At 71.4% G+C, this 10,940-nt stretch carries 11 protein-coding genes; 9 read left to right on the forward strand and 2 right to left on the reverse strand.

Annotated elements, in window-relative coordinates; genetic code table 11:
- Positions 1-114 precede the first annotated feature (114 nt).
- The 7 genes from ASH01_RS15260 (at position 115) to ASH01_RS15290 (ending at position 7,455) form a co-directional block, all read left to right on the forward strand.
- Positions 115-954 carry an alpha/beta fold hydrolase gene (locus tag ASH01_RS15260; RefSeq protein WP_056777364.1) on the forward strand — a complete coding sequence of 280 codons (840 nt, stop codon included), beginning with the start codon at positions 115-117 and terminating at the stop codon, positions 952-954.
- 132 nt (positions 955-1,086) lie between these two features.
- Positions 1,087-2,562 carry a glycoside hydrolase family 3 N-terminal domain-containing protein gene (locus tag ASH01_RS15265; RefSeq protein ID WP_156415585.1) on the forward strand — a complete coding sequence of 492 codons (1,476 nt, stop codon included), beginning with the start codon at positions 1,087-1,089 and terminating at the stop codon, positions 2,560-2,562.
- Between the two features lie 148 nt (positions 2,563-2,710).
- Positions 2,711-3,838 carry an acyl-CoA dehydrogenase gene (locus tag ASH01_RS15270; RefSeq protein ID WP_235509622.1) on the forward strand — a complete coding sequence of 376 codons (1,128 nt, stop codon included), beginning with the start codon at positions 2,711-2,713 and terminating at the stop codon, positions 3,836-3,838.
- Positions 3,835-5,184: a bifunctional PIG-L family deacetylase/class I SAM-dependent methyltransferase gene (locus ASH01_RS15275; protein ID WP_268807404.1), complete on the forward strand. Its 1,350-nt coding sequence runs from the start codon at positions 3,835-3,837 to the stop codon at positions 5,182-5,184. Before ASH01_RS15270 ends, ASH01_RS15275 begins: the two co-directional genes overlap by 4 nt.
- On the forward strand, positions 5,181-5,909 hold the full coding sequence (locus tag ASH01_RS15280; protein WP_056777372.1) for a glycosyltransferase: 729 nt from the start codon (positions 5,181-5,183) through the stop codon (positions 5,907-5,909). Before ASH01_RS15275 ends, ASH01_RS15280 begins: the two co-directional genes overlap by 4 nt.
- A gap of 60 nt (positions 5,910-5,969) precedes the next feature.
- Positions 5,970-6,677: a GAF domain-containing protein gene (locus ASH01_RS15285; RefSeq protein WP_156415586.1), complete on the forward strand. Its 708-nt coding sequence runs from the start codon at positions 5,970-5,972 to the stop codon at positions 6,675-6,677.
- Between the two features lie 37 nt (positions 6,678-6,714).
- Positions 6,715-7,455 (forward strand): GAF and ANTAR domain-containing protein, encoded by a 741-nt coding sequence (locus ASH01_RS15290; RefSeq protein ID WP_056777377.1) that lies wholly within the window; start codon positions 6,715-6,717, stop codon positions 7,453-7,455.
- A 69-nt stretch (positions 7,456-7,524) separates the two neighbouring features.
- Here ASH01_RS15290 and ASH01_RS15295 read toward each other — a convergent pair whose 3' ends face one another.
- Positions 7,525-7,848 carry a hypothetical protein gene (locus ASH01_RS15295; protein WP_056777381.1) on the reverse strand — a complete coding sequence of 108 codons (324 nt, stop codon included), beginning with the start codon at positions 7,846-7,848 and terminating at the stop codon, positions 7,525-7,527.
- Positions 7,849-8,102: 254 nt separating this feature from the next.
- On the opposite strand from ASH01_RS15295, the gene ASH01_RS15300 reads away from it, so the two are divergent.
- Complete coding sequence (locus tag ASH01_RS15300) at positions 8,103-8,741, forward strand: hypothetical protein (RefSeq protein ID WP_056777383.1); 639 nt, start codon at positions 8,103-8,105, stop codon at positions 8,739-8,741.
- Between the two features lie 113 nt (positions 8,742-8,854).
- Here the strand turns inward: ASH01_RS15300 and ASH01_RS23060 are convergent, their stop codons facing one another.
- Entirely contained in the window at positions 8,855-9,745 is an 891-nt protein-coding gene (locus ASH01_RS23060) for an alkaline phosphatase family protein (protein WP_056777386.1), read from the reverse strand.
- Between the two features lie 241 nt (positions 9,746-9,986).
- Between ASH01_RS23060 and ASH01_RS15310 the strand changes: the two genes are divergently transcribed.
- Positions 9,987-10,808, forward strand: coding sequence for an endonuclease/exonuclease/phosphatase family protein (locus ASH01_RS15310; RefSeq protein WP_156415587.1), 822 nt, complete (start codon positions 9,987-9,989; stop codon positions 10,806-10,808).
- Positions 10,809-10,940 lie beyond the last annotated feature (132 nt).

Here is a 10,940-nt window from a genome sequence, read left to right on the forward strand (position 1 = left end):
GGCACCCGCCCATGCCCGGGCGTGAGCCACGAACGTGCCGGCCTCCATGCTGTCGCGCCCGGTGCCCACTTCAGGAGCGTCCTGCGTGTCGGCTCGTCGCGATACCGTCACCGGGTGCCGGGTCCCATCGAGATACCCCCCGACGAGTTCGTCGTCCTCGACGGTGTCCGCTTCCACTACCTGGACTGGGGCGGCGACGGAGACCCGCTGTTGATGCTGGCCGGTCTGGGCTGCACCGCCCACGTGTTCTCGGAGCTGGCCCCCCACCTGGGCGACCGGTTCCGGGTGGTCGCCCTGACCCGGCGTGGGCACGGCCTGACCGACCGGGTCCAGAGCGGCTTCGCGCTTGCAGACGCCGCCGAGGACGCGCGCCGCCTCCTCGACGCCCTGGACATCGAGCGGGCCCACGTCGTGGGGCACTCGATGGGAGGAGGTGAGGTCTCGGCCCTCGCCGCTCGACATCCCGAACGCGTGGCCGGAGTCGTCTACCTCGACGGGGCCTACGACTGGGCCGACAGCCCGACGGTCGAGTGGCCGGAGGAGGCAGCGAGCCCGGACCGGTTCGCCTCGTACGAGGACTACGTCGGCTTCGTGCACTCCCTGCTCCCGGACGACATCCGTGGACCTGCTCTCGACGCGATGATGCGCGCCTCCGTGGACACCCTCGCGGACGGGTCCGTGGTCGACACGTTCTCGACGGCGGCCTCGGCCCCGTTCGTCCGGGCCCTCAGGGCGTTCCGGCACCCCTACTCCGACATCACCGCTCCCGCGCTCGCCATCTACGCCCTCGGGGACCAGTGGCAGGGACCCGACGCGATCTGGCGGGCCGCGTGCCGTGACCGCTTCGCAGCGGAGACCGCGGATGCTCACGTCATCGAGCTCCACGCCAGCCACTACGTGTTCATCGACCGCCGCGACGAGGTTGTCGCGGCGCTGCGGAGCTTCCTCACCTGACCCTCGGCCTGAACCGTGGCCGCGGCGGCCTGCGGTCCGGCATTCCCCTGCGACGTGACCGACGCCCTCAGCGCCGAGGCCTACACTGAAAGGGCGTCGCGCGCAGTTCCCTTGAATGGTAGGTGGATCGCCATGCGTTCCTGCTTCCCGCGCGTGCCCACAGCGTGCGCCGCCGCTCTCGCTCCCATCGCCGTCGTCGTGCTCGCCCTCCCCGCAGCGACGCTTGCCTCCGCCCGTCCGGCAGGCTCGGCCCCTCCACTCGTCGTGTCCGCGGGCACCGTCGCCACCACTCTGAGCCCGGGTGCCCAGGCCCAGGCCGTCTACAACCGGATGACGGCGGCACAGCGCGTCGGGCAGCTCTTCATGGTCGGAGGTGCCGTGACGGGGCTGGGTTCGGCCACGACGACGGCGATCAGCCGGTACCACGTCGGCAACCTCATCCTCACGGGCCGCACGACCGCGGGCGCCCCGCCGGTGCGGTACCTCACGGGACGAGCCGACACCGTGACGACGACCGCGGCGACGGCAGGAGTGCCGCTGTTCATCGCCTCCGACCAGGAGGGCGGATACGTGCAGGTCCTCCAGGGGCCGGGCTTCTCGCGCATGCCGACCGCGCTGACGCAGGGCTCCTGGTCCGACACGTCGCTCACGGCATACGCCAGGACGTGGGGCACGCAGGTGATGCGCTCGGGCGTCGACGTCGACCTCGCACCGGTGATGGATACGGTCGCCAAGAGCTTCGCGAGCCTCAACAAGCCCATCGGCTTCTACCAGCGGGAGTACGGGTACACCCAGACCGTCGTCGTCGACAAGGGCACGACCTTCGTCAAGGGCATGAGAGCATCCGGTCTCGCGATGACGGCCAAGCACTTCCCCGGGCTCGGACGGGTAACCGGAAACACCGACACGACGGCGGGAGTGACCGACACGGTGACCACCCGCACGTCCACCGACATCACGCCGTTCCGAGCGGCGATCAGCGCCGGTGCGCATCTGCTGATGGTGTCATCGGCCTACTACTCCCGCATCGACGCGTCGCACCCGGCGGTCTTCTCGTCCACGGTGATCCGGGGCATGATCCGCGGCGACCTGGGCTTCACGGGCGTCGTCATCAGTGACGACCTGGGAAACGCCAAGCAGGTGGCCGCGTGGTCGCCCGGGGCCCGTGCCGTCGGGTTCATCAACGCGGGCGGTGACGTCGTGCTGACCGGCAACCCCTACGTCGTTCCGGCGATGGTCGCTGCTGTCACCGCACGGGCCGCCTCCGACAGCGTGTTCCGCGCTCGTGTCCAGGCAGCGGTGATGCGCGTCCTGACGGTCAAGGCGCAGTACGGCCTGCTCGCGCCGCGGCTCCCGGTCACGGGATACTTCGGCCCACTGACGAAGACGGCCCTGCAGCGCTGGCTGGGCATCTCACAGACCGGCGTCTTCGACGGCGCGACGATCCGCGCTCTGCAGGTCCGGATCGGTGCACCTGTCGTGGGCGTCTGGGGCCCGCACTCGATGGCTGCCCTGCAGAGCTACCTCGGCCTCTATCTCGACGGCGCGACGACGTGGAACACCCGCACCGTCGCCGCACTCCAGCGCTACCTCGACACCCAGCTCTGAGGGCTGACCGGCCTGCCTCGCCACATCGATGTCAGCCGCGCGACCGACCGGGCTAACGGGGCGAACCGGGTGAACCGGACGAACCTCGACGGGCACCGCCGCGGCGTCCCGTCACCGCTGGGTATGTGCCCCCCGTGAGCCGAACCGCATGCCGTCCCGCCACGCCCGCTCCCCGGTCCGTCCGGTGACCGGGGCGGTGCGGCTGACCGACGAGGCGACACCGCCGTCGCGGCTCGAGGCCCTCGTCGACGACCTACGGCTCCGGCTTCGCCACAGTCACGACCCCGTGGCGACGACCGAGCTCGTGCGGGCGCGGCCCGACGCCTTCCCGCTTCCGGGCTCGGGCTCGACCCGCATCCTGTGGGAGTCGCTGGCGTCCGTCGCGGCCGTGGACCTGACGGCGGCCCGCACCCTCGAACCACACCTCGATGCCCTGGCGATCCTCGCTGAGGCCCGGTCGGCCGGGTACGCCGTCGCCACGCCAGTCCCCGACGGCGCCTCGTGGGGAGTCTTCGCCGCGGAGGGGCCCGGTGTCCGTCTCGAGGCGCGCGACGACACGGGCCGCGCCGCCGTCCGACTACACGGGACGAAGCCGTGGTGCTCGCTGGCCGGATCGCTGTCGCACGCCCTCGTCACCGCCTGGGACAGCGACACCACCCGGCGGCTGTATGCCGTCCGCCTGGGTCCGTCGAACGGCGTGACCGTCCAGCCCTCGGCGTGGTTCGCCCGGGGTCTGACCGCCGTGCCCAGCGGTCCGGTCGACTTCGACGGCGCCGAGGCGGTCCCGGTCGGTCCGACGGGTTGGTACCTCGAGCGCCCCGGGTTCGCCTGGGGCGGCATGGGCGTGGCAGCCATCTGGTACGGCGGCGCGGTGGGCGTGGCCCGCCGCCTGCTCCGCGGCGGACGGGAGCCCGACCAGATCGCGCAGATGCACGTGGGGGCGGTCGACGCCGGGCTCTGGGCGGCTCGGACCTGCCTCGACGACGCGGCTGCCCGGGTCGACGACGGCCGCGCGACGGGTGAGGAAGGCGCACGACTCGCCCTGCGCGTGCGCCACGTCGTGGCACGTGCCGCGGAGTCCGTGGTCGAGCGCGTCGGCCATGCGACCGGACCGGCACCCCTGGCGCTCGACGACGACCACGCCGCGCGCGTCGCGGACCTGCAGCTCTACCTGCGTCAGGAGCATGCCGAGCGCGACGAGGCTGCCCTCGGCCGGCATGTCCTCGAGCGTCCCGTCCTCGACGGCGGCAGCGGCACCGACGGCCGACCGTGGTGACCCGCGCGCGGCCCTTCACGCACTCCGAGCGGGGCACGGCGGAGAGCCGGTGGCGCGAGCGACCCGAGTGGGCCGACCTCAGGCCCGCAGACGCTCTGCTCTCAGGGCATGGCCGCCTCGTCGTCGTCGCTGCGCACCCCGACGACGAGACGCTCGCTACGGGCGGACTCATGTCGATTGCAGCACGAGCCGGACTCGAGGTGACGGTCGTGCTGCTCAGCGACGGTGAGGCGTCGCACCCCGGTTCCCCCACCGTGTCCAGCCGCGACCTGGCCACTCTCCGGGTCGAGGAGTCCCGCGCCGCGCTGGCTCGACTCGCGCCGTCCGCGACGCTCGAGCGGCTCGGTCTGCCGGACGGCCGCCTGGCCGCCTGCACCGCCGAGACCGTCACGGGCCTCGTCGACGTCATCGGCGAGCGCGGCGGCGACACCGTCGTCGTCGCGCCGTGGCGGCACGACGGCCACGCCGACCACGACGCGGCCGGGCGGGCCGCTGGAGTGGCGTGCCGGCGTACCGACGCGGTGCTCTGGGAGTACCCCCTGTGGCTGTGGCACTGGTGCCAGCCCGAGCACGCGCCGTGGGCGGACCTCCACGCCCTCACCCTCGACGCCGACGTGCAGGCGACGAAGCAGGAGGCCGTGGCGCTGCACCGCACCCAGGTGGCTCCGGTCTCCGACGAGCCCGGGGACGAGGCCGTCCTCCACGAGGACATGCTCGCCCACTTCGCGCGGCCCTTCGAGGTCTTCCTCCGGCTGGACCTGCCGACGGACGACAGCCTCGACGAGCTGCATGACTCGTCCAGCGACCCGTGGCAGGTGCGCACGAGCTGGTACGAGCAGCGCAAGCGGGCCGTCACCCTGGCGGCCCTCCCGCACGAACGTTACGGCCGCGCGCTGGAAGTAGGTGGGTCCGTCGGGGCGCTCGCGGAGGACCTCGCGACACGGTGCGACCGGCTCGTCGTCGTCGACGAGAGCGGGGCCGCCGTCGAAGCCGCGCGGTCCTCGTTGCGAGGGCTCGACCACGTCGAGGTCGTGCCCGGCAGCGTCCCCGAGGACTGGCCCGACGGCCCCTTCGACCTCGTCGTCGTCTCGGAGGTCGGGTACTTCCTCAGTCCGGCGCGGCTGGGACGGCTCGTGACACGGGTCGACGCGTCCCTCGCGGACGACGGCGCGCTCGTGCTGTGCCACTGGCGGCATCCCGTGCGGGGCTGGCCGCTCGACGGCCTGCGGGTCCACGAGCTGTGGACCCGCTCGTCCGCCCTGCCCGTCGTGGCCACACACCTCGAGAGGGACTTTCGGCTCGATGTGATGTCGAGGTCCTCGGCGCACCGGGCCGGCTCGCCATGACGGCCCACCTCCCCCGCCCCCTGACCCACGTGCACGTGATCGTCCCGGCCAACGACGAGGAGGCCCTGCTCCCCCGTGCCCTGGGCTCGATCGACGACGCCGTCGCGGAGCTGCACCGGTCCCGACCCGGCGTCCACGCACGCGTCGTCCTCGTGCTCGACGCCTGCGTCGACCGCTCACGCGAGGTCGCCGCCCGGCACCGCGACGTCACCGTCGTCGAGGTCGACCGTCGGTGCGTCGGTGCCGCTCGCGCCCACGGCGTCGTGGTCGCGACGGCCGACGTCGCGGAGCCGGACACCGATCATCACTGGCTGGCCGGCACGGACGCCGACTGCGTGGTCCCGCCCGACTGGCTCGTCCGGCAGGTCATGCTCGCCGATGCCGGCCTCGATCTCGTGACCGGCACCGTGCAACCCGACGACGAGCTCGACGCAGAATCCCTCAACCGGTGGCACGCCCTGCACCAGCTGCGTGATGGTCACCCGCACGTCCACGGCGCCAACCTCGGCGTCCGGCTCTCTGCCTACCTGGCGGCCGGGGGCTTCGAGCCGCTCGCGGTCCATGAGGACGTAGGTCTGGTCGAGCGCATCCGTGCGTCCGGAGCCGCCTGTCTCGCCAGCTCGTCAGTACACGTGCGCACCTCGGGCCGCACGCAGGGACGCACGCCCGGCGGCTTCGCCGACTACCTCGGGGCGCTGGTTGCCCAGGGTTCACTCACCGGCTGAGGACCCAGCCCGACATGCGGCCGGCCGAGTCCGTGGCGCGCTGGCGGGTATGTCCGCTGCGTGGAGCCGATACCCCAGACCCGTGACGCGCTGCGACGGATGGCACTGCGTGGAGAGATCGACATCGCCGACCAGCTGGCCAGGGTGACCGAGAGCCTCACGGCCGTGGTGCCGTCCATCGTCGCGTTCAGCATCGGCATCGCCCGCCACGACGTCACGCTGACCTACGTGTCGAGCAGCCTCGAGGCCGCGTGGCTCGACGGGGTGCAGTACGTCGACGACGGTCCCTGCCAGCAGGCGGCCCGTAGCGGTGAGGTCGTCGCCGTCGACCACCGCGAGCTCCTCGACGAGGGTCGCTGGCAGCTCTTCGCCCAAGCCGGCGCTGCTGTGGGGATCCGCAGCACCCTGTCTCTCCCCGTCCTCGACGCGTCACGCGTCATCGGCGGCGTCAACCTCTACGGCAGCGGCACCGACACCTTCGTGGGCCGTCATGACGAGGTCGCGGCGCTCGTCGGCGGTTGGGCGGGAGGCGCGGTGACGAACGCCGACCTCAGCTTCCGGAGCCGGGTCGAGGCCACCGACGCGCCCCGACGCCTCGAGGAGGTCGAGACGGTGCGTGTCGCGGTGGGAGTCCTCGTCGACGCCCAAGGGGTGTCCCCGGAGGTCGCCGAGAGCAAGCTCTACGAGGCCGCCGCGCGGGCCGGCATACCGGTGGTGGCCCTGGCGCTCATGGTGATCGGTGAAGGCGGCGAGAGCGGAGGTCCGTGACCTCCCGATCGGGCCGGCGCGGTGCCATCATGCACCTATGACCACGCACCGCCCCGACACGATGGTGGGCGACGTTTCCGGTCTGGATGCCGCGAATGTCGTCACGACCCTGGCCCGGGTCCTGGCCGAGACACCCGGAGTGCTGCCCACCCTCCACGAGATCGCCACGAGGTCGGTCGACCTCGTGCCCTGCGACTGGGCGGCCGTCGCCGTCGCGGAACGCTTCACGCGTCGACGTGCCCGACTGGCCGACTCGACCGACGATGCGCTCATGGAGAGAGTGGCCGTGGCCGCGGCCGAGGCAGGCGACAGCCCGGGCCTGGCCGCTTTCGAGGCCGGCGAGACCGTGCGGTGCGACGACCTCGCGCACGAGTGCAGGTTCACGGCATACGCCACGCAGCTCGTCGCACGCACGCCCATCCGGGCGGTGCTGTCGGTCCCGCTGCGCTTCCACGACGCGACTCTCGGCGTGCTCACCCTCTACAGCGCCACGCCCCACTCGTTCGACGAGTCGTCGGTCGCGCGGGCGACTCTCGTCGCCGAGCATGCCGCCATCGCCGTGGAGGCGGCTCGCAGCGACGACCGCGCCGTCCAGCTGCAGGCGGCCCTGGAGCACAGCCGGACCATCGGGGCCGCGATCGGCATTCTCGTCGAGCGTCACCGCATCCTGCCCGACGAGGCCCTCCAGATGCTGCGCGAGGCGAGCCAGCACACCAACCGCAAGCTCGCGCAGGTGGCGACCGACCTCCTCGAGACCGGAGCCCTGCCCGAGGTCTGACCACGTCGCACGAGGGATGACGACCACGCACCGGCACGGTCAGCCGAGCACGACGCCGCCACGTCCCGCCTATGCGGCCGGAGGGAGGAGCTGCGCAAGGGCGTCACCCATGCGGTCCCGGCTCGCACCATTGCGCCCGATGTTCCCCAGCCCGAACTGCAGGTTCGAGGACAGGGTCACCTGCACGGTGCCGGGAGCGACCTCGCGGATTCGGGCCGTGACCTTCTCTCCGAACGCAAGCACCATCCGCCCCGCGGTGAAGACGAAGACGCCGGTCGCAGCATCCGAGGAGAGGTGCTGCATCCCGGAGCGGCGCGCTGCCTCCTCGAGGGCCGTGACCGCCTCGCCGCCGCTCGCCCGGAACGTCATCGACCGCGTGTTCCTCGCGCTCATCTCACCACTCCCTCACCCGACGCCCTCCGCAGGTCCGCGGCGGGGTCCGGCTCCAGGCCGGCCTCGCGGCCGGCCATCCCGCGTCTACGACGAGAGTAGCGAGGCGGCGGCGGCGAGCGTGATGTTTAGGTGCACCGACGTCGGGGATCGGGCGGGGCCGCACGTGGCGACGTCCAGCGCTGCACGACGGAGCACGTGGTCGCGAGGTGCGCCGTTCACGTCCGGACCGAACGCCGGGAGCCCTACAGTGGGGCATGGCAGACATCATGCTTGGCCTTTTCGCGATCGTTGCCGGCGGCTTCATGCTCTTCGCCGGACAGCTGGCGCTGCGTCTGGTCCTCCCCATCTGGGGCTTCTTCGCCGGGTTTGCCTTCGGGGCAGGGCTTTTCGCGGGACTTGCCGATGAGCGTGTCCTCGGCACGGTGCTCGGTTGGGTGGCGGGATTCGTGTGCGCCCTGATCTTCGCTCTCCTCGCGTACCTCTACTTCGCGGTGGCGGTCGTTCTCGCCATGGCGGCCTTCGGCTTCGCGATCGGTTCGGGCCTCGTCGTCGCCCTGGGCATCGACTGGAACTGGGTTGCCGTCCTGGTGGGCATCGCAGTCGGAGCGGTGCTCGGACTGGTGGCGGTCATCGGCAACCTCCCGATGATCGTGCTGGCTGTCGTCAGCTCGATCGCCGGGGCCGTCAGCGTCGTCGCCGGTCTGATGCTGCTGGTGGGGGCGATCGACTCCGCCGACTTCACCCGGGGCACCTTCACACAGGCGGTGCACGCCGGCTGGGGCTGGTACCTGACCCTGCTCGCCCTTGCCCTGATCGGCATCGTCGCCCAGACCCGGCAGCGGCTGGCGATGCGTCGCACCGTCCAGGAGACCTGGTACGTCGAGAGCCGCTGACGTCGACTCGACATGCAGGCGCCGCGGTCACTCGCCCCCTGCGGCGGCAGGTACTCCGACTTCGGCACCCTTCGTCGAGGGCATGGACCTGGGGCGCGCCGTCGTTCCTTCCCTCAACGGCCGGCGAGATCCAGCCCGAATGCCGTGGCCATCGAGGGCGCGCCGGCCGCCTCGCGGAGCGGCTCCGCAGCGAGGATCTCGCTGTAGAGACGGGCGAGCGAGTAGTGGGTCAGCGGCGTCGTGACGACAGCGCCATGCATGGATGGGTGGGCAACGGTGGTCAGGACGAGGTTGTTCTGCCGGTGGTCATCCTCATCGGCGGTGACCACGATCGCGAGATGCCCGGCGCGCCAGTCCGGACCCGACATCACCGCCTCGATCTGCATCCGGAGCCAACGGTCGGCGACGGAGAGATCGCAGTCGTGGGCGTTGTCGCACAGATCGGGAATGACCATACCGGCGTTGGGTAGCCGGCCGTTGGCGGCGTCGTTGCCCAGCTCACCGGCCGGCACGTCGTACCGGGAGCAGGAGGATCGCTCACTCCGGTAGTAGGCCCACGGGTTGTGCTTCACGACGTACCGTCCCGAGTTCTCCGTGGCGCAGTTGCCGGGCATTCCCTCGGCGTACACCTTCGCCGACTTGCCGATCGCCAGCGCCTGGCCGAACACGGACGGCTGATCGGTCGTGTGGCTGGATGGCGGGGCATCATCAGCGACGGCGAACGTGCTGCCGCCCGTCATCGCCAGGTAGTTGGGCAGCGACGGATGGGTCACCGCCTCGTAGTTCGTCGCGATCGCGAACTCCCGACCCAGGGCAGCCGTGTAGGGCATGGCCGCACGCATCTGGTCCAACGAGTGGTTCTCGACGACGAACACCAGCAGCTTGGTCACCTCCGCCGGTTGAACCGTGGCGAAGGTGACCGGCGCGAAGGGTTCTCCCGCTCCGCAGGCGCTGAGAACCACCAGTACGGTGGCGATCACCAAGCCGAGCACCTTGTGCGACACGCGTCCTCCACGGTCTGAAGCAGCTTGCCGGGCCGACAGTACCTCGGGGCCGTCACAGCGAGCTGGGAAGCGAGAGCGTGCGCCCGGTTCGTCGAACAGGTCGACGCGCGGCCGACCAACGCTGCGCCTGCGTGCATGCCCGCATCGATTGCGCGCCGTGCGACTTCCGGGGTTCGATGGCCGTATGCGCGTCCGGCACGTCCGCAGCCCCCGGTGGGCTGCCGCCGCAACGGGCTTCGCGGTGCTCTTCGCCGGTTGTCTCGCGGCCTGCGACGCCGGTCGCGCGGCGAGCGACCCGACCGACATGAGCCGGCCGACGATCGGCCGACACGACACCACGGTGCGCGTGTTGCAGATGAATCTCTGCAACAGCGGACGCGCTGACTGCTACTCCGGCGGGCGTGCCGTCAGCAGTGCGGTTGCACTGATCCACGAGCATCAGCCGGACATGGTCAGTCTCAACGAGGTCTGCCGCGATGACCTGCCCGTCCTCGAGCAGGCGATGTCGGCCACCGTCCCGGTGAGGGCGGTCGCCTCGGCGTTCACGTCCGCGAAGGACCGCCAGACCCATGCACCGGTCCGCTGTCAGAACGGCCAGGAGTTCGGCGACGGCGTCCTGGTCGTGGTCTCGCCCCCGGTAGTTGGCTCCCACAGCTACAGCGGCGTCTACCCGGTTCAAGACCCCCACGACTCAGAGGAACGCGTCTGGGTCTGCATCGACCTGGCCACACGGTTCTCCGCCTGCACCACGCACACCACCAGCGTCGACGCCACGATCGCGCTGAACCAGTGCAGGTACCTGTTGAGCTCTGCGCTGCCCGTGATCAGCCGCCGCAACGGCGCCCGCCCGATCGTCCTCGGCGCAGATCTCAACCTCGCGGCTCGCGGTTCACCCGGCCCACAGTCATGCTTGCCCAACGGCTACCAGCGCACCGACGACGGCGGTCTGCAGAGTGTGGTGGTGAGTCCGGGTATCGGGGTGCGCACGCACTCCGTCATCGACATGCAGGGCACCACTGACCACCCCGGCCTGCTGGTCGACCTCGTCCTCTCACGCCCCTGAGGGCAGGCCGGATTCCTTCCCGGCTCACCCGACGGTGGCAGCGGACCTGAGTCACGTGGGGTGCGGTGTCATCCAAAAGCCGTAGGGCAGATCGGGCGTCCGGCGGGGCACGAGTGAGGGTCGAGTCCCTAG

The sequence above is a fragment of the Terrabacter sp. Soil811 genome (assembly GCF_001429655.1).
Classification (GTDB): domain Bacteria; phylum Actinomycetota; class Actinomycetes; order Actinomycetales; family Dermatophilaceae; genus Terrabacter.

Coding starts and splice junctions, on each gene's coding strand:
- ASH01_RS15265 (WP_156415585.1), top strand. CDS start 1,087: ATGCGTTCCTGCTTCCCGCGCGTGCCCACAGCGTGCGCCGCCGCTCTC.
- ASH01_RS15270 (WP_235509622.1), top strand. CDS start 2,711: ATGCCGTCCCGCCACGCCCGCTCCCCGGTCCGTCCGGTGACCGGGGCG.
- ASH01_RS15280 (WP_056777372.1), top strand. CDS start 5,181: ATGACGGCCCACCTCCCCCGCCCCCTGACCCACGTGCACGTGATCGTC.
- ASH01_RS15290 (WP_056777377.1), top strand. CDS start 6,715: ATGACCACGCACCGCCCCGACACGATGGTGGGCGACGTTTCCGGTCTG.
- ASH01_RS15295 (WP_056777381.1), bottom strand. CDS start 7,848: ATGAGCGCGAGGAACACGCGGTCGATGACGTTCCGGGCGAGCGGCGGC.
- ASH01_RS15300 (WP_056777383.1), top strand. CDS start 8,103: ATGGCAGACATCATGCTTGGCCTTTTCGCGATCGTTGCCGGCGGCTTC.